Origin of the sequence: Methylophilus sp. 14, assembly GCF_015354345.1 — a bacterium.
Classification (GTDB): Bacteria; Pseudomonadota; Gammaproteobacteria; order Burkholderiales; family Methylophilaceae; genus Methylophilus.
Map to the genome: position 1 here is coordinate 389,161 of NZ_JADKYS010000003.1, position 23,690 is coordinate 412,850.

Annotated in this window: 20 protein-coding genes and 1 tRNA gene; 5 read left to right on the forward strand and 16 right to left on the reverse strand. The window is 50.9% G+C overall.

Translation table 11 applies throughout. The annotated features are described in order from the left end of the window. Positions 1 to 5 precede the first annotated feature (5 nt). The 4 genes from INP78_RS10150 to INP78_RS10165 form a co-directional block, all read right to left on the reverse strand. Entirely contained in the window at positions 6 to 1,229 is a 1,224-nt protein-coding gene (locus INP78_RS10150; RefSeq protein WP_194742064.1) for an argininosuccinate synthase, read from the reverse strand. A 267-nt stretch (positions 1,230 to 1,496) separates the two neighbouring features. Beyond that, positions 1,497 to 2,411, reverse strand: coding sequence for an ornithine carbamoyltransferase (gene argF, locus INP78_RS10155; RefSeq protein ID WP_194742065.1), 915 nt, complete (start codon positions 2,409 to 2,411; stop codon positions 1,497 to 1,499). Between the two features lie 22 nt (positions 2,412 to 2,433). Next, on the reverse strand, positions 2,434 to 3,624 hold the full coding sequence (locus INP78_RS10160) for an aspartate aminotransferase family protein (protein ID WP_194742066.1): 1,191 nt from the start codon (positions 3,622 to 3,624) through the stop codon (positions 2,434 to 2,436). 62 nt (positions 3,625 to 3,686) lie between these two features. Then, positions 3,687 to 4,178, reverse strand: a complete 492-nt coding sequence (locus INP78_RS10165) for a urate hydroxylase PuuD (RefSeq protein ID WP_194742067.1) — start codon at positions 4,176 to 4,178, stop codon at positions 3,687 to 3,689. Positions 4,179 to 4,542: 364 nt separating this feature from the next. Between INP78_RS10165 and mqo the strand changes: the two genes are divergently transcribed. The 3 genes from mqo to INP78_RS10180 all read left to right on the forward strand — a co-directional run bounded on the left by mqo (position 4,543) and on the right by INP78_RS10180 (position 9,135). Beyond that, positions 4,543 to 6,096, forward strand: a complete 1,554-nt coding sequence (mqo, locus tag INP78_RS10170; RefSeq protein WP_194742068.1) for a malate dehydrogenase (quinone) — start codon at positions 4,543 to 4,545, stop codon at positions 6,094 to 6,096. A gap of 122 nt (positions 6,097 to 6,218) precedes the next feature. Beyond that, positions 6,219 to 7,964, forward strand: coding sequence for an adenylyl cyclase (locus INP78_RS10175; protein WP_228522801.1), 1,746 nt, complete (start codon positions 6,219 to 6,221; stop codon positions 7,962 to 7,964). Between the two features lie 244 nt (positions 7,965 to 8,208). Beyond that, positions 8,209 to 9,135, forward strand: coding sequence for a hypothetical protein (locus INP78_RS10180; RefSeq protein ID WP_194742070.1), 927 nt, complete (start codon positions 8,209 to 8,211; stop codon positions 9,133 to 9,135). 76 nt (positions 9,136 to 9,211) lie between these two features. Here INP78_RS10180 and INP78_RS10185 read toward each other — a convergent pair whose 3' ends face one another. The 3 genes from INP78_RS10185 to rnr all read right to left on the reverse strand — a co-directional run bounded on the left by INP78_RS10185 (position 9,212) and on the right by rnr (position 14,420). After that, entirely contained in the window at positions 9,212 to 10,984 is a 1,773-nt protein-coding gene (locus INP78_RS10185; RefSeq protein WP_194742071.1) for an ABC transporter ATP-binding protein, read from the reverse strand. 9 nt (positions 10,985 to 10,993) lie between these two features. Continuing rightward, entirely contained in the window at positions 10,994 to 11,755 is a 762-nt protein-coding gene (rlmB, locus tag INP78_RS10190) for a 23S rRNA (guanosine(2251)-2'-O)-methyltransferase RlmB (RefSeq protein ID WP_194742072.1), read from the reverse strand. A gap of 148 nt (positions 11,756 to 11,903) precedes the next feature. Beyond that, complete coding sequence (rnr, locus tag INP78_RS10195; protein ID WP_194742073.1) at positions 11,904 to 14,420, reverse strand: ribonuclease R; 2,517 nt, start codon at positions 14,418 to 14,420, stop codon at positions 11,904 to 11,906. A 35-nt stretch (positions 14,421 to 14,455) separates the two neighbouring features. Here rnr and INP78_RS10200 point away from each other — a divergent pair. Beyond that, a tRNA-Leu gene (locus tag INP78_RS10200) sits at positions 14,456 to 14,540 on the forward strand. Positions 14,541 to 15,486: 946 nt separating this feature from the next. On the opposite strand, the gene INP78_RS10205 is transcribed toward INP78_RS10200, so the two are convergent. From INP78_RS10205 to pabC, 9 genes are all read right to left on the reverse strand, one after another. After that, entirely contained in the window at positions 15,487 to 16,440 is a 954-nt protein-coding gene (locus INP78_RS10205) for a PEP-CTERM sorting domain-containing protein (RefSeq protein WP_194742074.1), read from the reverse strand. A gap of 539 nt (positions 16,441 to 16,979) precedes the next feature. Then, positions 16,980 to 17,318, reverse strand: coding sequence for a hypothetical protein (locus tag INP78_RS10210; RefSeq protein ID WP_194742207.1), 339 nt, complete (start codon positions 17,316 to 17,318; stop codon positions 16,980 to 16,982). A gap of 176 nt (positions 17,319 to 17,494) precedes the next feature. Further along, a complete protein-coding gene (locus INP78_RS10215) occupies positions 17,495 to 18,262 on the reverse strand; it encodes an MBL fold metallo-hydrolase (RefSeq protein WP_194742075.1) in 768 nt (255 codons plus the stop codon). Continuing rightward, the gene (locus tag INP78_RS10220) at positions 18,253 to 19,029 is read right to left on the reverse strand and encodes a TatD family hydrolase (RefSeq protein WP_194742076.1); all 777 of its coding nucleotides are present in this window, start codon (positions 19,027 to 19,029) and stop codon (positions 18,253 to 18,255) included. The genes INP78_RS10215 and INP78_RS10220 overlap by 10 nt, the downstream gene beginning before the upstream one ends. Positions 19,030 to 19,068: 39 nt before the next feature. After that, positions 19,069 to 19,431: a PilZ domain-containing protein gene (locus INP78_RS10225; protein WP_140003602.1), complete on the reverse strand. Its 363-nt coding sequence runs from the start codon at positions 19,429 to 19,431 to the stop codon at positions 19,069 to 19,071. A 49-nt stretch (positions 19,432 to 19,480) separates the two neighbouring features. After that, on the reverse strand, positions 19,481 to 20,473 hold the full coding sequence (gene holB / locus INP78_RS10230; RefSeq protein WP_194742077.1) for a DNA polymerase III subunit delta': 993 nt from the start codon (positions 20,471 to 20,473) through the stop codon (positions 19,481 to 19,483). Then, complete coding sequence (gene tmk / locus INP78_RS10235; protein ID WP_194742078.1) at positions 20,470 to 21,075, reverse strand: dTMP kinase; 606 nt, start codon at positions 21,073 to 21,075, stop codon at positions 20,470 to 20,472. Before tmk ends, holB begins: the two co-directional genes overlap by 4 nt. Positions 21,076 to 21,105: 30 nt before the next feature. Continuing rightward, positions 21,106 to 22,113, reverse strand: a complete 1,008-nt coding sequence (mltG, locus tag INP78_RS10240) for an endolytic transglycosylase MltG (RefSeq protein WP_194742079.1) — start codon at positions 22,111 to 22,113, stop codon at positions 21,106 to 21,108. Then, complete coding sequence (pabC, locus tag INP78_RS10245; RefSeq protein ID WP_194742080.1) at positions 22,100 to 22,939, reverse strand: aminodeoxychorismate lyase; 840 nt, start codon at positions 22,937 to 22,939, stop codon at positions 22,100 to 22,102. Before pabC ends, mltG begins: the two co-directional genes overlap by 14 nt. A gap of 202 nt (positions 22,940 to 23,141) precedes the next feature. Here pabC and INP78_RS10250 point away from each other — a divergent pair, with 202 nt between their 5' ends. Next, positions 23,142 to 23,588, forward strand: a complete 447-nt coding sequence (locus INP78_RS10250) for a hypothetical protein (RefSeq protein ID WP_228522802.1) — start codon at positions 23,142 to 23,144, stop codon at positions 23,586 to 23,588. The last annotated feature ends 102 nt before the right edge of the window (positions 23,589 to 23,690 follow it).

Below are 23,690 nucleotides of genomic sequence, written 5' to 3' on the forward strand. Positions count from 1 at the left end.
AAAAATTATTTTTTACGGTTATGCAGGTTCGCTGCGATACGCATACGCAAGGCATTCAGCTTGATAAAGCCGCCTGCATCTTTTTGATCGTAAGCGCCTTTATCATCTTCAAACGTCGCAATGGTTGAGTCAAACAGTGAATCTGTTTTGCTGTCACGACCAACGACAATGACATTGCCTTTGTAAAGCTTAACGCGCACCCAGCCATTCACGGTGGCTTGTGTATGGTCGATCAACGTTTGCAATGCCACACGCTCCGGGCTCCACCAGTAACCGTTGTAAATCAGGCTGGCGTAACGTGGCATCAGGTCATCTTTCAGATGCGCCACTTCACGGTCCAGCGTGATGCTTTCAATCGCACGGTGGGCTTTGAGAATAATGGTGCCGCCAGGCGTTTCGTAGCAGCCACGTGACTTCATGCCCACATAACGGTTTTCCACCAGGTCCAGGCGACCGACACCGTGTTTACCACCAATGCGGTTCAATTCAGCCAGAATCTCATGCGCTTTCATGGCTTTGCCATTCAAGGCAACGATGTCACCATTCTTGAACTCGATATCCAGGTACTCAGGCGCATCTGGTGCTTTTTCCGGTGACACGGTCCAGCGCCACATATCTTCTTCCGCTTCGGCAGAAGGGTCTTCCAAATGACGGCCTTCGTAAGAGATATGCAACAAGTTGGCATCCATAGAGTATGGGCTACCGCCTTGCTTATGTTTCATCTCGACGGGAATGCCGTGTTTTTCGGCATAAGCCAGCAGTTTTTCACGGGACAACAAATCCCACTCACGCCACGGGGCAATAATCTGGATGTTTGGGTTGAGCGCATAAGCACCTAACTCAAAACGCACCTGGTCGTTACCTTTACCAGTCGCGCCGTGTGAAATAGCATCGGCTTTGGTCTCGTTGGCAATTTCAATCAGGCGCTTGGCAATCAATGGACGTGCAATGGAGGTACCCAGCAGGTATTCACCTTCATAGACAGTGTTGGCGCGGAACATTGGGAACACAAAGTCACGCACAAACTCTTCACGCAGGTCATCAATGTAAATCTCGCTGACGCCAAATTTCTTGGCTTTTTCACGTGCAGGCTCCAGCTCTTCGCCTTGGCCGAGATCAGCGGTAAACGTCACCACCTCACATTGATAAGTGTCTTGCAACCATTTCAGGATCACGGAAGTGTCCAGACCACCGGAATAGGCCAATACGGCTTTTTTAATATCGCTCATTGAAGTTGTATTTCCATAAAAAAATTTTTACCTCACAGCTAACGAGAGGAAAAAGAAAGTCTATAAAAAAGCCTTTCTCTGTGACCTCTGTGTTCTCTGTGGCTAACTCATGTTATTGGCGTAACATTTGTTGTGACGCCAGACTGACACGCGTGACTTGAATTTCGTGTCAGAGTAAAACTAAAAAACAATTTTTTTTGGCCACAGAGATCACAGAGGTCAAGGAGAAAAGCACCTTGAAACGCTCTGTGTCTCTGTGGTGAAAAATCAAACCTTGCCTAACAACAAATATTCCATCAGCGCTTTTTGCGTGTGCAATCTGTTTTCTGCTTCATCCCACACCACGCTTTGCTTGCCATCAATCACCTCGGCAGATACTTCTTCGCCGCGGTGCGCAGGCAGGCAATGCATAAATACCGCATCGGCTTTCGCCACTTTCATCATGTCTGCATCGACTTGCCAGTCGGCAAAGTCTTTACGGCGCTCTTCGTTTTCGGCTTCAAAGCCCATGGACGTCCACACATCGGTGGTGACCAGGTCTGCGCCACGCGCGGCTTCCATCGGGTCAGCAAACGACTCGAAGTGAGAAGTACCATACAAGTTGGCACGCTCAGGCTCGACTTCATAGCCAGGCGGCGTCGACACATGTACATTAAAGTCCAGCACCTCTGCGGCTTGCAGCCAGGTGTTGCAGACATTATTGCTGTCGCCAATCCAGGCCACGGTTTTGCCTTGAATTGAACCACGGTGCTCAATAAAGGTGAAAATATCGGCCAGGATCTGGCACGGGTGATATTCATTGGTCAGGCCATTAATCACCGGCACACGCGAGTTTTGCGCAAAACGCTCGATAATGCTTTGCTCAAAGGTACGGATCATGACAATGTCACTCATGCGCGAAATCACTTGCGCCGCGTCTTCTACTGGCTCGCCGCGACCTAATTGTGAGTCACGGGTATTGAGGTAAATGGCCGAACCACCCAATTGCTGCATGCCCGCCTCAAATGACAAACGCGTACGTGTGCTGGCTTTTTCAAAAATCATGACCAGCGTGCGGTCTACCAGTGGCCAGTATTGTTTGTAGTCTTTAAACTGCGATTTAATCCATTTGGCGCGCGCAAAAATATGTTCGATCTCGTCGCGGGTCAGGTCATTAAATTGCAAAAAGTGTTTGATACTCATAATGTGTTGGGCACCTGTTAAATCAAGCGCTTGCCTTTAAAAAATTCAATATCAGTGGCGTTAGTCTGCTCACCAGTTCATCGGCTTCCTGCTTGTTCATCACCAAAGATGGCAGCAAACGAATCACTTTTTCTGAGGTCACGTTGATCAGCAATTTGGCCGCCAATGCCTGCTTGACCAAATCGGCGCATGGTCTATCCAGCTCAATACCTATCATCATGCCGGCATTGCGGACATTAACCACACCCGCTTCACCTTTAAGCGCAGCCGTGAATTGCTCACGGATGTAATCACCCACCGTGTCGGCATTTTCACGCAGTTTTTCTTCGGCAATGATGTCCAGCGTGGCTAAACCAGCCGCTGTCGCCAAAGGGTTGCCACCAAAGGTAGAGCCATGTTTGCCGGGGGTAAACGTTTCAGCGGCGACGCCACGTGCGACACAGGCACCAATCGGTACGCCTGAACCCAGGCCTTTAGCCAAGGTCATCACGTCCGGTACGATGCCGGTATGCTGAAAAGCAAACCAGGTGCCGGTTCTGGCAATGCCGGATTGCACTTCGTCCAGCATCAACAGCCAGCCGTTGGCATCACAAATTTCACGCAGGCCTTGCAAATAAGCTTTAAGGCTGGCCGGGATATGCACGCCGCCTTCGCCTTGCACCGGCTCGACCAAAATAGCCACCACGTTATTTTTGTGTGAAGCGATGGTTTTCACCGCTTCCAGGTCATCAAATGGCACACGCAGGAAACCACTCACCAGTGGTTCAAAACCCGCTTGCACTTTGCGGTTGCCAGTGGCTGACAAGGTTGCCATGGTTCTGCCGTGGAAGCTTTGATCCATGACAATGATTTCAGGATAGTCTATGCCCTTGTTGTGGCCATACAGACGCGCCAGCTTGATGGCGGCCTCGTTGGCTTCACAGCCGGAGTTACAGAAGAACACGCGGTCCATGCCTGACAGTTCTGCCAACTTGTCAGCCAAGGCTGACTGCTCGGCAATCTGGTAGATATTGGAAACATGGATCAATCTGGCAATTTGCGCATTAAGTGCAGCTACAAATTTTGGATGGGCGTGGCCCAAGCCATTCACTGCCACGCCGGACAGCGCATCCAGATAGCGATCACCGGCAGTGTCTGTCAGCCAGACGCCCTCGCCTTTGACAAAAGTCACAGGCTGCCTGCCATAGGTGTTCATTAAGTGTTCCGAATGCATTTCAAACCCTTTTTCAAAAAACAAAAACGGCGGCTTAAGCCGCCGTAAACGCCTTAAACCCGCTAAAAACCTAATACCGCACGATGACTCAATCCATTGGCCATGAAAAACAACATGGGCAGAGAGAGCATCAAGTTGGTACGCGATGCCAGCATGGCCACGCGTCGCGCTTTATTCTTGGCTGCATCATCGGCAGCCACCATGCCCAGAATCTTTTTCTGATTGGGCCAAATCAACACCCAGACGTTGATCAGCATAATCGTGCCCAGCCAGGCACCCACACCTATCAATTCAAATCCATTGCGCAATGCAAAGGCATCAGGAAAATGCGGCCCCAGCAATGCCGCGCCAGCCAACCAGGTGACGACAGCAGACCAGCGAAACCATAACAGTGCGCGTGGTGCAATATGCTTGTTAATGCCAGCTGCTGTGCCATCTGCCGCGGCAGCCTTGAGGCCTGCCATTTGTACCAGATTAAAGTAATAGAGCAAGCCTACCCAGGTAATGCCTGCCAGAAAATGAATCCATCGTGCCAGTGCCGGTACCAGTTCCATGGATCAGCCTCCAGCCACAATAAAATTTTTCAGGAAAAAAACCAGTGCCAGGGTGAGTAGCAACCCCGAAATGATGGACCCTGCAACAGATTCCAGCGGATTTTTCATACGCACCCCCAATCACGTGTCCCTTAAGCACCCTGACCATCTGGCAAACAGTCCGCGCAGCATACTCTCCGCCTCGCGAAGTGTTTGGCCTAACTTCAAGTCAGGATTCGTTTTTTTCTAGTTTTAAACCATTTCTGGTTAATGCTAGAGATTACCGCAAAAGCCTTTTGTTGACAAGTTCGCAGCATCACCATCACGGCAAGCTGACAGGGGCGTAGGTAAGCGCAATGCGGCGTGTTTTTCGATTTATATTATAATGCGCGGCGGCATTATGATTGTGCGTTTGACATCCAGACGCCTCAAAACGGGGGAATCACATACCATGGCAACAACTGATCTCGATGTATTGCTGGTCGGTGGCGGCATTATGAGCGCTACGCTGGCAGTTCTGCTACATCGGCTCGACCCAACTCTACATATTTGCATGGTAGAACAACTGGACGATGTTGCCCTCGAAAGCTCTGATGCATTAAACAATGCAGGCACCGGGCACGCTGGTTATTGTGAGCTCAACTACACCCCCAAAGCCAAAAATGGTGACATCCAGATCCGCCGTGCGCTGGAAATCAATGCAGCATTTGAGGTTTCCCTGCAATGCTGGTCTACCCTGGTGAAAGAAGGCGTCTTAAACGCGGCTGACTTTATTCAGCGCGTGCCACACCTGAGTGCGGTATGGGGCGAAGAAGATGCCGCATTTTTACGCCAGCGCCACGCCTTATTACAGGCGCACCCGCTGTTTGCCGAGATGCAATGGGCAGACCAGGCGACGACACTCAATGACTGGATGCCACTGATGATGGCAGGCCGCCAGACTTCAGACAAAATGTCTGCCACGCGTGTCGCCCATGGCTCGGATGTGAACTTTGGCGCCCTGACGCGCCAACTGGTCAGCTACTTAAAAACACGCCCCAACTTTACCCTGCTCACGCAATCGCGCGTGACCAAACTCAAGCAAGCACAACAGCGTGAACAAAATAGCTGGCACGTGCATATACAACACCTGCCTTCAGGCCAGTCGCAGACCTATCACTCCAAATTTGTGTTTTTAGGCGCAGGCGGTGGCGCCTTGCCGTTGCTGCAACAGTCTGGCATTCCTGAAGCCCATGGTTACGGCGGCTTCCCGGTGAGCGGCCAATGGCTGATCTGCAACAACAGCAAGCTAATTAACACCCATCATGCAAAAGTCTACAGCCAGGCAGCCGTCGGCGCACCGCCCATGTCTGTGCCACACCTGGACACCCGCATGATACAAGGCAAACCCGCCTTGCTGTTTGGTCCTTATGCCGGATTTACTACCCGCTTCCTCAAACAGGGCTCGCGCTTCGATTTGGCCAAATCAGTTAAATTCAAGAATATTAAAAGCTTGCTGGGCGCTGGCCGCCACAACTTGGACCTGACCAAATACCTGATCAAAGAAGTTTTCCAAAGCCATGAGCAGCGCATGGAGTCTTTGCGCGTCTTTTTACCAGACGCCCACGGCGATGACTGGCAACTCGCACATGCCGGGCAACGCGTACAAATTATCAAACGCTGTCACCAACATTGGGGAAAACTGGAGTTTGGCACAGAGATTGTCGCCAGCAGCGACGGCACGCTGGCAGCCCTGTTAGGCGCCTCACCAGGGGCTTCCGTCAGTGTCAAAGCCATGTTGGATGTGCTGCAACGCTGTTTTGCCAGCCGCATGCAAAGCAGCGAATGGCAAAACTCTCTGAAAGCACTGATTCCCTCTTTTGGTGAATCACTGATTGACGATGCCAGCTTACTCACCCGCGTGCGCAGCGACACATTGAGCACCCTGAACCTGGGATAAATCATGGCATATCATCGTATTGCCACACACCCTCGGCAATGTATAGAAAATGAAAAAAATGGAATTTCATACGCCGTGTTGCGGTCATGTATGAAATGATTTCAATTGAAAGTCCCCAGTTTATGCGTTCTTTTTTGCCAGACTCTTTAACATTTAAAACGCTCGGCGCCGGTTTTGCCGCCCTCTTGTTACTTGGCTGCCAGGCGACCGATGCCAAAAAAGCGCAGCCGCTGATACCCGACTTTGGTGCCAATGTCATTATTCTGGATCCCGGCATGTCGCCGGACGCGATCCAAAACAAACTGGACAGTCTGTTCAAGCAGCAGGAAGCTAACCAGTTTGGCCCAGAGCGCTATGCCGTACTGTTTAAACCTGGCGTTTACCACAACAAAGTAAAACTCGGCTTTTATACGCAACTGCTGGGCTTGGGGCAGTTTCCAGACGATGTCATGTTGCAAGGTGGCATACAGGTAGAAGCCGCCTGGCATGAAGAAGATGCCACGCAAAACTTCTGGCGTAGCGTGGAAAACCTGTCAGTCACGCCTGAAAACGGCACCATGCAATGGGCGGTATCACAAGCCGCACCGCTACGCCGCATCCACGTGCGCGGCAACATGCTGCTCGATGACAATGGCGGCTGGTCCAGCGGCGGCTTTATTGCCGATAGCCTGATAGACCAACAAGTCAACTCCGGCACCCAGCAACAATGGCTGACCAGGAACTCAACGCTAGGCAGCTGGACCAACGCCAACTGGAACATGGTGTTCGTCGGCGTTAAAAATGCGCCCAATGCCGAGCACTGGCCAACGCCACCTTACACCGTGGTCGAACAAACCCCAGTCGTGCGTGAAAAACCCTTTTTAACCCTGGACAGCACTGGTGCTTACCAGGTATTTGTCCCTGCCCTGCACACCAATACCCAAGGTATCTCCTGGCAAGAAACCCACCCACAGGGTGAAAACGTGCCACTGACGCAGTTTTATATCGCCAAAGCAGCCACCGATACGGCAGATACCATTAACAACGCCCTTAGCCAGGGTAAACACCTGCTACTCACCCCAGGCATCTACCTGCTGGACAAACCGTTGCAGGTCAGCCATGCAAACACCATCATTCTCGGCCTGGGCATTGCAACCTTGCAGCCCGTAGCAGGCAATGCCGCCATGACTATTGCAGATGTCGATGGTGTCAAACTGGGCGGCGTGTTGTTTGATGCCGGGGAAAAGAATTCCGAGGTCCTACTGCAAGTAGGTGACCGCAAAAACACAGTGAGTCATGCAAACAATCCAGTGACGCTACATGATGTATTTTTCCGTGTCGGCGGCGCAGCGGTCGGCAATGCCACACACAGCGTCATCATTAACAGCAACCACGTCATCGGCGACAACCTGTGGGTGTGGCGTGGTGACCACGGCAATGGCATCGGCTGGGCGCTCAATAAAACCAAACACGGCATCGTCATCAATGGCGATGACGTCACCATGTATGGCTTGTTTGTAGAGCACTTTCACGACTACCAAACGTTGTGGAACGGTGAAAATGGCGCGGTCTATTTTTACCAGAGCGAAGCCCCTTATGATGTGCCTAACCAGCAAAGCTGGATGAATGGCAGCGTCAACGGGTTTGCTTCTTATAAAGTGGGCGATCAGGTCAAACATCACACCGCCATCGGCATGGGGGTTTATTGCTTCTTTAACGAAAACCCTGAGGTCAAACTCAATAGTGCGATTGAAGCACCAGCAGGCGAGAACATTCATTTTAGCCACGTCACCAGCGTTTCACTGGGCGGTACGGGGGAAATTACGCATGTGCTGAATGCATTAGGCGAAACGGCAAAACCGGGGCACGAAGTATCGCGCATGCCATAAAGTTGACCTTGCGATACTATATAGAAAAATTCAACATTCGCTTACACACCATCATTGAGATGGTTACTAATAGTTAGACCTCATAGAAGTCCAATTGATGACAACCCTAACACTTGGCTGGCGTCGCCTATATGACGCACTCGGTTTTTCTATTAAACACACCGGACCCATAACTGCTTCCGCCAATACATGCGATGGGCGGCAAATAAATTTCTACCTAGGGCTTGAGCCCCCCATAGGAGTCATGTCTGTAAACGAAGGCGGCTACCTAATTCCAGGTCATAAAGTCGATATTCTAAAAACCGACTCAGACTACAAGGCCGACTGTTTCTGCGAGATATCCGTTACATGGCAAAGAAATTTGAATGCTGAAGAAGAGAAGCTTGTAGCAATAGCAGACAACACCTTCTACCACCAAATACTTGCCGAAGCGAGAGAATCATTCAGCGAGCCAGAAAACATACTAGACACCACTGCTGGAGCACTTGGCTTGGCAATTCACCGGCAACTAGTCCTAAAGCCACTTATCGAGCACCTCTTCTTTACTGGGGGTCCTCAGCCCGTTAGCTCGTTCCATGGCCCGACTTGGGAGCGCTTAGACAACATTGGATTATCAGAAGATGGCAAATCAACAGTTTCCAACTTGTTAGGCAGCATTGGCCAAGCCCCCGAAAAGGCTTCGACTAAGGCCGGTGCGGTTTTGCATTGGCTGCTCAAAGCATGGAGAGAGCGGGATCATATAACAAAATTCATGTACCTGTTCATCCCCTTAGAAGCTGTGATTCAATCAACTCCGGAGTTAGCAGCTGAAGCAGTACGTGAACTAAACGCGATCAAAGAAATTGTCGAACAATCGGAAAGCAAGGAAAAAATAGAGTTAATACACTTCATTGAGCGAACCAAAACAAAGTTTAATCCAACACTAAACGCTCGATTTGAAGAGCTTGCAAAAAAGCACTCACTACCCGGATGGGAGCTTGACGTAGAGGCATTCAAGAAATTCAACAGAATGCGCAACCTTCTATTGCACAAGGGTAACAGGCGACTTAGCACTCACATTGACTTTGAGCACAACACAAGAACTCTAGAGGATTTGGTGGAAAGGTATGTTGCACTCGAAATCGTTGGCACCCCAACCGTATACCAATCAAACCATCGTCCGCATAGATAGAAACGTAAATTTCTAGCGAAACCTTGCTGTTGCTAGGTAAAAGTCAGTTCGTTAGTGCAAGCTTGAATTAGCAACACTACCCCTGCTGTCCATACAACCGCTGATACACACTACCCGCCTGCTGGACCAGCGTCTCGTGCTGACCTTCTTCAATAATCCTACCACCGTCAAATACCAATACTCGGTCAGCCTCTTTCACTGCTGACAATCGGTGGGCAATCACGATAGTGGTACGGCCGCGCAAAAATGTGCGCATGGCTTGATGCAGCAAGGCTTCGGTGTGGGTATCCAGCATAGAGGTCGCTTCATCCAGAATGACGATTTGTGGCTGTTTGAGCATCATACGGGCAATCGCCAGACGCTGGCGCTGCCCACCCGACAGCCGCACACCGCTTCGGCCTAATTGTGTGTCCAAGCCCTCCGGCAGGTCTCGAACGAACTGCGCCAGTTGAGCTACTTCTAACGCCTGCCAAAGTGCCGCGTCGGCATAGGGTTGATCTAAGCTCAGGTTTTGCCGCACGCTATCGTTAAACAGCATGGGCTGTTGCAACACCACACCTAAATGCTCGCGAATCTGGGCGTAGCCCAGTTGCTCAATGGCTTGCCCGTTAAACAAAATGTGACCACTGCTGGGGGCATACAAGCCAAGCAGTAATTGCACTAGCGTGGATTTGCCTGCGCCTGAGACACCAACCAGCGCCACTTGCTCGCCAGGGGCAATGTTGAGGGTGACGTCATCGAGGATGGCACTGCCTTCACCATAAGCAAAAGAGACATTTTGCAAGCGAATGGCCGCTGGGCTTTGCGCAGAAAAACCTTGCACTTGTGCGGGGTAATGCGGCTCTTCATCCGCATCCAGCACCTGATTAATCCGCCCCAATGCGGCTTTGGCGGCGTAATAAGACACCTGCACCGATAACAGCTCTTGCACTGGCCCCATCATGAACCACAAGTAGCCAAACACGGCGATCATTTGCCCGACAGACAAGTTGGAGAACACCACCATCAGCATGGCAACGGCGCGGAAGATTTCAAAGCCAAACAGAAAGATACCAAACGACAAGCGCGATAAGGCGTCAGACTTCCACCCAGATGCTGTGGCCGCGGCACGCACGGCTTCGGCAGCTTGCTTGGCTTTATCTAAAAAGCGTTTATCGCTGTTGCTGGCACGCAACTGTTGCATGACTTCGAGGGTTTCGGTGACGGATTGCGATAACAGTTCAAAGGCACTGTTTTCGCGTTGCTTCCACACTTTAACCTTTTTACCCAGCACCATGGTCAGCCCGATGACAAATGGGTTTAGCAGCAAGATAATCAACGCCAGTTGCCAGTGCATCCACAGTAAAACCGCCGCGACACCGATGACACTCAGCACGGCGACGATCACTTTGGCGATGGTTTCACCGAGAAACTTGTCCAGCGTTTCAATATCGGTGAGCAGACGCGCGGTGATCTGGCCTGCGCCCAGGCTTTCATAAACCTGCATGCGAATGCGGGCGAGTTTGTCGAGCAAGGTCTGGCGCACACCCAGCGTCACCTGCTTGGATAAGCCGACAAAAATACGCGTGGTGGCGACCCCCAGCAACACGCTGGACAGACGTAAACTCATGGTCAGCAATGTCACACACAGGATAATGGCAATCGGCCCCAGCCAATCCGCAGGCAATAACCAGCGCATGAGTTGCGTGAGCTTGCCTGGTTGATGCAACAGCACTTCATCTACCAGCAAGGGCATCAGCAAAGGGATAGGCACCGCGACAATGGCGCCTAAAAACGCCAGCGACTGGCCCAGCCACAAACGCCGGGCGCGTTGGCGCAATTGCAGCCATAAATCGTGCAAGGTCAACATCGGTTAAAACTAGGCTTTGCCGCCTGCCAGCACGCGCTGACGGCGAATCTCGTAGAGCGCAATGCCGCTAGCCACGCTCACATTCAAGCTTTGCACCGAGCCGAACATCGGGATGGTGATTAGCGCATCACAGGTTTCTTGGGTTAAACGACGCATGCCATCACCCTCTGCGCCCATGACCAGTGCAATCGGGCCTTCTAGCTTGGTGTTATGCAATGAGCTTGGCGCATCCATGGTAGTGCCAACGATATGCACACCGGCTTCTTTCAACTCACGAATGGTACGGGCCAGATTGGTTACCGAGATAAACGGCACAGTCTCTGCCGCGCCACTGGCGACTTTACGTACCGTACCGTTTAAGCCGACAGAACGGTCTTTAGGCGCAATAATTGCGTGTACGCCCATGGCATCGGCCACGCGCAAACAGGCGCCCAGGTTATGCGGATCCTGCACGCCATCCAGAATCAGGAAAAATGGCGGCTCATCCAGGTCAGACTCCAGCACATCGTGAATATCCTTGTAAGGCATAGGCGTTTCAACCACGCGGGCAATCACGCCCTGGTGGCGGCCATGGGCGCCAATAAAACCATCCAGGCGATGACGCTCGGCCTGGATCACGCGAATATTTTGCGATTTGGCCATATCGAGTAAATCGCGCATGCGCGCATCGACACGGTCTTGATCAATAATAATTTCCTGAATGCTGCTGCCATGCTGACGCATGCGACTCAACACCGCATGAAAACCGAACAGAATGCGGGTTTCCGACATAGTGACTCCTAATTTTTCTTGGTGACTTTTGCCAGGCTATCTGCAAAAGATAAACCGTGCAAAAGATAAAACACGAATCGCGCAGGCCCAGCAAGTGTTGGCATGCTGTGCACTGCGCGAATAGATGACAAATTAACTCAAGACGCTATTATCGTGCTTTTGCCTTGGGTTTGCCTTTATTTTTTTGTGCCGAATGGCGACCTTTGTCTTTGGCCGAACGCGGCTTACCTACCGCCGCCTTGCCTGTGGCTGGCTGATCATCCTGACGTCTGGCAGATTTGGCACCTGCAGCAGCTGCCTTGACGCTTGTCGATTTAGCAGCAGATTTGGGCGCCGCTGTTTTTGGTGCTGCGGCCTTGGCCCAGGCTGCAGGCGCAGTTTTCACTGGCGCATTTAACCCAGCCGATTTGGTCGCACGCCCTTTTGTGCTGACAACTGCGGCCCCTTCATCAGAGAGCCCGCCCTGCACGTCAGCCGCCCCTTCTGCGGCTGCAACCAGCGTGAAGTCTATGCGTGAAGTTTCCAAGTCCACCCGCACCACTTTCACCGTCAAGCGGTCGCCCAGGCGATAACGTACACCGGTGCGCTCACCCACCATCTCATGACGCGCCTTATCGTGAATGAAGTAGTCATTGCCCAGATCAGTCACGTGCAACAAGCCCTCAACGTAGACTTCGTCCAGCGCCACAAACAACCCAAAGCTGGTGACCCCGGCAACGGTGCCGCTAAACACTTCGCCAACCTTGTCTTGCATATAAAAGCATTTGAGCCAGTTGGTCACATCACGCGTGGCATCATCAGCGCGGCGCTCAGTCATTGAACAATGCACACCTAACTGATGCCAGTCTTTGGCCTGGTAACGCTTGCCTTCGACCACCGCCTTGATGGCGCGGTGCACCAGCAAGTCCGGATAACGGCGGATAGGCGAGGTGAAGTGTGTATAGGCCTCATACGCCAGCCCGAAGTGGCCAACGTTATCCGGGCTATACACCGCTTGCTGCATAGAGCGCAGCATCACGGTTTGCAGCAATTGCGCATCTGGCCGCGCTTTAATGCGCTGCATCAGCTTGGCATAATCTTTGGCGCTTGGATTTTCACCGCCGCCGACACCAAAACCAAACTCGCCCATAAACAGGCGCAAGGCCTCCAGTTTCTCAGGCGTCGGACCTTCGTGGATACGGAATAAACAGGTTTGTTCGTTTTTGAGCAAAAAGTCTGCAGCACAGACGTTCGCCGCCAACATGCACTCTTCAATCAGCTTGTGCGCGTCATTACGCACCACAGGCACAATCTTGTCGATCTTGCCGTTATCGTTAAACACCATCATGGTTTCGGTCGATTCAAACTCCACCGCACCGCGTTTTTCGCGCTGGGTCAGCATCAACCTGAACAAGCTGTTTAAATTTTGCACATGCGGCAACAGCCAGGCGTATTCTTCCGACAAGGCTGGATCTTCGCCCTGCAACAAGGCCGCGACCTTGGTATAGGTCATGCGCGCCTTAGACAGCATCACAGAAGGATAAAACTGGTATTGCTTGACCACGCCCTGGCCATCGATCTGCATATCGCACACCATGCACAAGCGCTCAACATCCGGGTTCAGTGAACACAGGCCATTAGACAAGGCCTCTGGCAGCATAGGGATCACGCGGCGAGGAAAATACACCGAGTTGCCACGGTCGTACGCCTCTTTATCCAGCGCATCGCCAGGCTGCACATAAAAACTCACATCGGCAATCGCCACTACCAGGCGCCAGCCTTTGCCCTGCGGTTCGGCAAACACGGCATCATCAAAGTCACGCGCCGTTTCACCGTCAATGGTAATCAAGGCCAGATCACGCAAATCCTTGCGGCCTTTGTAATCCTTGGCCTGCACGGTTCTAGGGAAGTCTTCAGCCTGCTTGACCGCTGCCGGGTTGAATTGATGCGGCAAATGATGCTTGCGCAAAGCAATCTCAATCTCCATGCCACTGTCAGCATAGTTACCCAAAATCTCTACAATCTTGCCCATCGGGCTGGAATGCGAAGAGGGATACTCCGTCAATTCGACAGTCACAATCTGCCCGACCTGCGCGTCCATATCCAGGTGATAAGGAATCAGCACATCCTGGCTGATACGCTTGTCTTCAGCAGCGACGATCGTCACGCCCTGTGCGCGAATCACGCGACCGACCAATGTCTTGTTGGCACGCTCCAGCACCTCAACCAGCTTGCCTTCTGGGCGACCCTTACGGTCCACGCCCGCCAGTCGCACCATGGCACGGTCACCATGCATGACCATGGTCATTTCTTTGGGGCCGAGGAAAATATCTTCAGGATTCTTGGTTTTATCGTCAGGGACTAAAAAACCATAACCATCGGTATGGCCAAACACGGTGCCTGCAATCAGGTGAATCTTATCCGGCAGGCAAAATGCACCCTTACGGTTACGCATGAGCTGGCCATCGCGCTCCATGGCACCCAGCCTGCGGTTAAAAATGTCTCGCTCATCATGGCTGATGTCGAGCAACACATAAATCTGGTCAGCACTCAGGGGCACCCCCTGATCTGACAACAACTGCAACACCAACTCGCGACTTGGCAATGGTGTTTGGTATAACTCAGCTTCACGCTGGGCCTGCGGGTCATTTGCACGCAGGGATTTTTTCGTTTTTCTGGTTGACAATATTTATTCTTCCTTTAAAATGCACAGCTTCTTTAGCCCAGATGGCGAAATTGGTAGACGCGCTAGTTTCAGGTACTAGTGTTTAACGACGTGGAGGTTCGAGTCCTCTTCTGGGCACCATCAAGCAGCTTTTCAGCTGCGCCAAATCTAGATTCCCAAGCACTCAATTTGTTTCGTTTTTGAATAATTGCTTTTGCTTCTTGTTGAATCATCATGGTCACAGTTTAACATCTTTCATGTTTGAGGCTGATTAAACTTTAACTCTACTGCAAACACACATTGCACAGACCTCGGTGTCTTCTTCGTGCTGACTATCTATCACGCCTGTAACACATATCGGCAAATGACCTTTGTCACAAATACGCCCACGCTTTAACCACGCTTTCTAGCATGACTCGATGCCAATCAATTTGATCTTTTTAGCCATCGCGTGAAATGCAGATATTCATAGCCCTCCAAAATTAACTTGTATTAATTTAAGTTTATATTTAACATTAATTAACACTTTGAATAAGCATCGAAGTGGGTCCCGTCAGCAGTGCACTCATTTAATCAGGCGCAAATGACGTTTCAAGGTAATTCAGGGCGCAATCACAACCGTGGCGAAACACTAAAACGGTCAGCAAACTGAGTTCATGTTAACTTTTGAAGAGGTAAAATATGGCTATCAATCAGCTTTCCCAACCTGAAATACAAACCATTTCTGGCGGCTCACAGTTTTTCCCAGGCTATCCGTACAACCCATTTGTCATGGGCAGCGTATTTAGCGTTTTTAATCAACCCGGCATTAACTATGGGCCAATCTCATGGTACAACCCAGGTTGTGCACCAGCACCAAGCCCATGCACGCCTCCCCCACCGCCACCATGTGGGTCATGCTCACCAAGCAATCATGACCACTAAACCCATGACCACTAAATTAAGTCACAAAACGTCAATCATCCATGCATAGTTACCATTGAGATATTGACAGCCATTAATTGAGTAGAAAATCACTTGTTAAAACAAAAAGCCCCTGAATTCAGGGGCTTTTTTATATCACTGCTTTTTATATGACCTGGCCGAACTACAGGCGACGGCGTGAAAGCCCCATGAGCGCACCCAAGCCTAGCAGCATCATTAAGGAGGAAGAAGCTTCTGGCACCGGCGTGACAGTGGCTGATGCATAAGAATGCCCAACGGTAATGCACAAATCGGTCGTGGCTGAAAGATTAGCAAGCCCTAACAAGCCTAATGAATTTATGCCAATCTCGTCCAGCGTAATTTGCAGGGCATTGGTTTCCACAGCACAACTAAATGTTGCGCCATTGCAGTTACTGGCCACGATACCATCGGCCCAATACTTACTCTCGTTGGCGAACACTGAAGCGCGGCCCAACGGTCCCAAATCCAGATAGACACCACCTGTAGCCGCCGCTGCCAGATCAATCGAATGGCCTAAAATACTCAGGTTGGCGCCGACAAAAGTGCTGTTACCACTGGCTGTAAACAAGCCTGAGCTTTCATTCACCGTCACGGTTGAAGTGGAGTCGATGAGATCGGCCTGCAATGCCAACGCTGTTGATACACTCACATTCAGATGCTCAACACTGCCGGTGCCAATAGCGCTGTTGGAGCCAGGCACAGGATTGTTTTCAAGATATGCGCCAGAACCTGAAAATGTGGCAGAGCCCACTTGGGTTGGCGTCAGTAGTGCCAGGATAGGATTCAAGCTGGATAACACGCCTGTGCCGGTCCCACTGGCGCTCAAGCCAAGATTCAGTGTTGAGTTTGTTTGCCTTGGAATCGGCGTACCCGCACTCGCTACGCTGATGTCACCGAGCGCAGTAGGCGTTTTAACTTCAACCGATGCAGTGCCTACGGTGACTGAGCCAAGCAATTTTGCGTTCACCTGGGCACTTAAATCCAGGTACAAACCATAACCATCTGCAGCATCAGCGCTGACCTTGACTGCTGCGGCTGAAGCAACATTACTAAAAGCAAATAAAATGGCTGATGCCATCAGGGAATGCTTTATCATCAATACTCTCCTAAACAAAAATAAAAATAAACGTCAATACAAATATTAACATTTGTTTGAACTATTGTTTACATTTTTTATCAAAAATCAGAGGATTAAATGCTCTGGTGTTGATGAACACCACAAATACCTGGTTAGCCCCCTTAAACTGAGACTGATTGATCTGTCATGAGCAAACGCTTAGGTGACAGAGCAACCAGTGACAGCATATGGCGAATGAGGGTTAAAAAGTGTCTATATCCCCCCCTTAACAACACACCACGCGAGCAATTGACCAAGCCAAAGTTGTAGATGAAAAAACAAGCATGCTATGTTGACAATGTTGTAAAAATACGGGCATTGAGTCAAGCTTACGCGCGAAGGTCAAAAAACGCACATCTGATTAAAACGATTGATATTCAGTGACTTAGCATTTTTACCAAGACCCAATCCACTGGGTTATCCACAGATTTTGTGGACACGCGCGGGCATTGTCATCATACAAAAAACATAAAAAAAGCTGTGTATTTCTACACAGCTTTTTTTATCACGCGCACTTATTAACGGTTATTGAAAAAGCCGATATTCATCACGCGATCATTGACAAAAGTCACTTCAGTCTCTTTGTAGGTATTTTTATTGTCGTACTTCACCAGGTTTTTGTAATACCACATCTCGACTTGTACTGGCTTGGAATTGTCTTGTTGCTTACCCATGCTACCAATAATGTTATTGGCATTGCTTGGCTTGACTGACTGCTGCTTTTTAAATGGCTGACCTAGCTTTTCGATGACAAGTTTTTTGGACTTGCCACTAAATCCGCTAATAAACTCGTCTTCGCTGTAGGTTTTACCAGCAACAGCAGCGGTGGCTGCAAACAGCAATGAGGTGGCGACCATTGCAGCTGAAATCTTTGCGTATAACTTCATGTTTTAATTCCTGTTATCCAAAATCCAACGTATTAAATATTCAAACCAAGTAACGATATCGTTCTCAATGAGTATTGTTGCGTGAAAGTATAACTGTTTATCACACCATTCGGTTGACCTGCCGCGACATCATCATTAGGACAGGTCTATGCAATCTCAAGTTGCATGCCGTCATAGCCGACTTGCACATTGGCGGGCACACGCGCCTGTAATGCCTGATATTCCAGCTCGTGTGTCATGTGTATCAAAACATTGCGTTTGGCGCCGATGCGCGCAATCAAGGCCAGGGATTGCTCGACGCAGACATGGGTCGGATGCGGCTGTTCGCGCAAACAATCAATCAGCAATACATCCACGCCCTGCAACAAGGCATAAGAGCTTTCCGGAATCTCAGACACATCGGTCATATACACCAGATTGCCAATACGGTAGGCGTAAATACGAATTTTGCCATGCATAACGGGTATAGGTGTCACCCATTGCCCAGCTGCTTCAAATGGTGCCTCGACCACATGTGCGGCCAAAACGGGTAAGTCCCAATATTGCGGAATGGGGTCGCGCAAGGTGTAACCAAACTTTTCCTGGATATGCGCAATGGACTCAGGAGAGCTATATAGCTGAATCTGGCTACGATTAATCTGGCAAAACGCTCGCAGATCGTCAATGCCATGCAAATGGTCCGCGTGCGTGTGGGTATACAGCACCGCATCGACACGGCGCATGTTTTCCCGCAAGGCCTGTTGACGTAAATCCGGGGAAGTATCAATCAGGATGACGCGGCCATCCTCCAGCGTCACCATGCTGGAGCAGCGCGTGCGCTTGTTACGGGTATCTGTTGAACGACACGTGGCACATGTACAACCCACAGCAGGCGTGCCTGCGCTGGAGCCTACGCCTAAAATGGTTAATTGCATGGCTGCGCGTGTTTGAACAGAGTGAAGAAGTTGGCCGTGGTAGCGTCTACCACCTGCTGCAATGGCACATCACGCAAACGCGCAACCTCTTCGGCCACATGGCGCACATAGGCTGGCTGATTGGTTTTGCCACGGAAAGGGATAGGCGCCAGGTAGGGGGAATCCGTCTCGACCAGCATTTTATCCAGAGGCACTTTTTGCGCCACGTCTTTTAAGGCTTGCGCATTCTTAAAGGTCACGATGCCCGAAAACGAGATATAAAAGCCCATGGCGATTGCAGCCTGCGCCACTTCCCAGCTTTCGGTAAAGCAATGCATCACCCCGCCTACCTCGGCTGCGCCCTCTTCCTGCATGATGCGCAAGGTATCTTCGGCTGCATTGCGGGTATGGATAATCAGCGGCTTACCGGTCGCTTTCGCCGCGCGGATGTGGGTACGGAAACGTTCGCGCTGCCATTCAAGATCGCCAGTGAGGCGGAAATAATCCAGGCCGGTTTCGCCAATGGCAACCACGCGGCCATGATCGGCCAAACTCACCAGTCCATCGACAGTGGGCTCCTTGATATCTTCGTAATCAGGATGCACGCCGACTGAGGCGTAAATATTCGGGTATTGCTCGGCGATCGCCAGCACTTCGGGAAACTTGTCCAGCGTGACTGACACACACAAGGCATGCCCGACCTGATGACTGCGCATGCTCTCAAGCACCTGGTCCATATTCTGCACCAGTTCGGGAAAATTAAGATGGCAATGCGAATCAACTAACATGTTTTCAACCAAAACTCATTCAAAGCTGTTAAATAGGTGCTATATCGTATTTGAAGGGCGGCTGGATTTGAGTGCAGCGCCAAGAATCGTCTCAATGCGTTTCTTCGCCTCCGCACCACCATCCTTGTCGGTAAACTGGATGCCTATGCCTTGTGGCTTGTTATTCGCTGCCTGCGGCGTAATCCAGATGACTTTCCCTACGACCTTGAGCTTATTCGGGTCATTGAGCAAAGTCAGCAACATAAAAATCTCTTCGCCCATTTTAAACGGCTTGCTGGTCGGAATAAACAAACCGCCGCCTTTGACAAAAGGCATATAAGCCGCAAACAAGGCTGCTTTTTCGCGAATCGCCAGCGACAAAACACCTGGTTTTGCGGCGGCGGGTGGTAGTGTGTCTGTCATTGCCCAAGCTCCAGAATATTTACCTGATTAGCCATCAAACAAGCTGGCCCTAAGCAAACATTTTTTTGTATTGCAATAATAACTGCTCCAGCTGTAACTCCTGATTGAGTGGATGCTGTGCCGTTATTCTAAAACGATTTAACTGTTGTTGAAACGCCAGTAAGCGCGACATATTGACCGCACCGGCCAAAGCCTGCAATGGGGCGGCCTCACTGGGATGATACCGCAATGGCTGCTGATGGCTGGATAGCCAGACATCCAGCAACCATTTCTGCAACACCTGGATGGCCTGCTCCATGCCCTGCTTGATCAGCACCGGCACCGCGGCGGCAACGTCTATGCTTGCCCCGCCTGCCAGGTGCGGACGGAATTGCTGGTACCAGGCATGCCAGTCAAACTCATCCTGCTGTATGGTAGTGGGCGCTCCGCCGCTGTAATGCCAGACCCATTCCGGGTTGGCCACAGACTGGGTTTGTAACCACTGCAAGCCCTGCTCTCGGCTGGGCACTGGCATTTCCACCTGCATGCAGCGGCTTAAAATCGTGGGTAACAAAGCCTGGCGCTGGTGCGACACCAGTAAAAACTGGGTACGCTGCGGCGGCTCTTCCAGGAGTTTTAGTAACGCATTGGAGGCCGCCACATTCATCGCTTCCAGTGGATGAATCAGCACCACACGAATACCATCCACGCGATGCGACGTCAGCGATAAATAGTCATGCAAGGCGCGAATCTGGTCGATAAGGATTTGCTGGCGTTTGCGTGTCTTTTTCTTGCCACTCTCTGCGCTGTCGTCATCCTCGGGCGTGATTTCCCTGAAATCGGGATGCGCACCTTCTGCTAACCAGTGGCAGGACTCGCACTCACCGCAGGCAAAACCCTGTTGTGGCCGCAAACACAGCAAGGCCGCGGCCATCGTCTGCGCAAAATGCAATTTGCCGATGCCGGTTTTACCATGCAGCAACAAGGCATGATGGCGCGTCTCTCCCGCTTGCATCCAGTGCGAGAATAGCGACTCTTGCCAGGGATAAATCTTATTAATCATATGGATGAAATGATTTCTTCAACTGACTTCTTCACTTCTTCAAGTGAGCGATGGGCATCAATCACGCGGAACCGTTGCGGAAACTCAGCCGCCCTGGCCAGGTATTGCGCACGTAATCGGGCAAAAAATTCTGCGCCTTGCGCTTCAAATTTGTCTGGCGTCCGTGCCCCAGCCAGGCGCTGTAAACTCACCTCGACTGGCACATCAAATAACAAAGTGATATCCGGTTGCAAACTGCCCTGCACCCACTGCTCTAATTGCTGCATCTTGTGTAAAGGCAGACCTCGTGCACCACACTGATAAGCATAAGAGGCATCAGTGAAACGGTCTGAGACCACAATCGCGTCGCGCTGCAATGCGGGCAAAATCACTTGCTGCAGATGCTCGGCACGCGCAGCAAACATCAGCAAAGACTCCGTTTCCACATGCATTTCCCTGTGCAACAGGATTTCACGCAACTCCTCGCCCAAAAGCGTGCCACCTGGCTCACGTGTAGAGACTATTTCACGGCCACGGCTGGCCAGCATTTGCAGTATGGTCGGAATATGCGTGCTTTTGCCCGCACCATCCATGCCTTCCAGCGTAATAAACAAGCCCGCCATTATTCAAGGTTCCCCATATGTATATGATGTTTAGTGTTTTTTTAACTGATAGGCGCGCACGGCCTGGTTATGCGCCTCTAGCGAGCTGGTAAACACATGCCTGCCCTGACCGTTAGCTACAAAATATAGCGCATTGGTTTTGGCCGGATGCAAGGCGGCTTGTATCGATGCCAGCCCTGGCAACGCAATCGGCGTAGGCGGCAAGCCACTACGTGTATAGGTGTTGTAAGGCGTATCAGTGAGCAGGTCTTTTTTAGTGATATTGCCCTGGTAACGCGTGCCCATGCCGTAAATCACAGTAGGATCCGTCTGCAAACGCATGCCTTTACGCAGGCGGTTAATGAACACACCGGCAATTTGCGGGCGCTCTTCTTCCACCCCGGTTTCTTTTTCGACGATGGAGGCCATCACCAGCGCCTCGTACATGGAGCGATAAGGCAAGCCAGTATCACGCGTCTCCCAGGCGGCAGACAAATGCTGGGCCATTTTCTGGTAAGCCCGTTTATACAAGTCGGCATCACTGCTCTGCGCATCCAGAAAATAAGTATCCGGAAAAAACCAGCCCTCTGGATGTATGGGTTGCCCACTCACTTGCTGCATCAACTCACTATCAGACAGCATCAGGGTGTCATGACGGATGCCAGGCATTTGCGCCAGCTTTTGCCTAAAGTCAGCAAATGTCTTGCCTTCGATTAATTGCAGCTTAAACTGGTCAAATGTGCCGTGTTTGAGGATGTCGATGAGCGACATCACCTGCAGTGGCGTATTCAAAGCATAATCACCGGCTTGTAATTGACTGCCACTACCTGTCAGTTTCACCGTGAGCAAAAAGCTATACGGCTCCGTCAGCACGCCTGCGGCGACCAGTTGATCGGCAATGCCGCGCACGCTGGCCCCGGCCGGAATCTGTAAACCGATGGTTTCTGATGCCATGGGCAATGGCCTGATCATGAAAATCACCACCCACACTGCCAATGCCACCGCGCCCAGCATCAGCGCGGCGACACCGTATTTCACACACTGCTTAATGAACAACATAGTTTAAATGCGCTCTTAATTCTTTCGCCCAGTCATTGCTGGCAATCACCTGCTCGTCAATCTGTGTCACCTGCAATACGCCATAAACACTATTGGCAACCACCACCGCATCAGCGGCCAGCAGGTTTTCCATAAACAAATTGGTTGAGACCACCGCCTGGCCCTGCGTTTTATACCAATCGAGTATTTTTTGCCGCATCACGCCTGCCACGCCGCAATGCTCAAGCGCGGGCGTCATTACCAGGCCGTCTTTGTGAATAAATAGATTGCCACTGACCGCTTCAATCACGTGGGCATCATAATCACGCAAGACGCCATCAAAAAAACGCGGGTCTTTCAGCTCAGCGCGTGCCAGCACATTTTCCAGACGGTTAAGATGTTTGATACCCGCCAGCAAGGGCTGAGAAGCTAATCGCGTCTGACAGGTGTATAAGGCAACCCCAACATCGTAAATAGCAGGCGGATACACCGGCAATTCGCTAAGTATTAAGACCCGTGTTGGCTCACAAATCGCCGGTGGCGCATAACCACGGGCGCCATCGCCACGGGTGATGATAACTTTGACGATACCAGACGACAAGTCAGCATCCTCTGCGGATGCCATGAGGTGTTTAAATTCCTGCATCAGCAGTTCTGCCGAGGGGCAGACAATGTGAATTTTGCTGCAATCTGCCACCAGCGTCTGGTAGTGCAACGGCCAATCTTGCAACTCACCATTGAGCAATCGCATGGTACGAAAAATGCCATCGCCATAAGCAAAACCGCGATTGGTCGGCGCAACGCCTGAGACCAATTTACCATTGACACAATAGCGGACGGAGGACATGTGATAGCAGAGAAACGAGTGATGTCTAACAAGGCTGAAACCATACCATAAATCGCCCCTGGACGACGTGCTATCTGACGAAAAACCAGTCACGAGTCACGGCCTAAACCCTGAAATAAGGGATTTTTTAAAGTTTATTGCACTCATGCCGTTAACAAGATCAGCGGTAATGTATCCCTATTCTTTTTAACGAGGCATGGTCATGTCAGTTTCTAACATTCAAAGCAACGTCTCGGCATTGTTAAACAAAGCCTACAATACCGAAGCCAATGCAACGACTTCAGGCGACGCCATCAGTACAACCACTAAAGACACACAGTCCGGCAACGACAGCAGCCCTAACGCATCAGCCAGTGCGCAGGTCACCCTAGGCAACACTGGCACGGCGCCTGAAACATACACGGCCAAAGGCTTAATGCAGCAATTACGTCAATACCAGTTAAGCAATGCGTCGCTGATATTTGGCAACGGCGATGACGCTAGTGATGACAGCACAGGTTTGACCGGCTTAATGGGTGCATCGTCTAGCAATGCATTAGAGAACATGAGTGATGACTGGGTCAACACCATCAGTGAAAGCCCAGGCAAAGCGTCCGTCATGGTCGAAAGCAGTAAAAGTAATTCTTTAAACACGATCTTTGGCAGTTAAGTCTTGGAGATGCGTCTGTAAAAAGCCTCATCAACGATTCATGTTTCCATCAATAAAGCCCGGTTCGCCGGGCTTTATTATTTTTGTGGCAAGCGATGCACG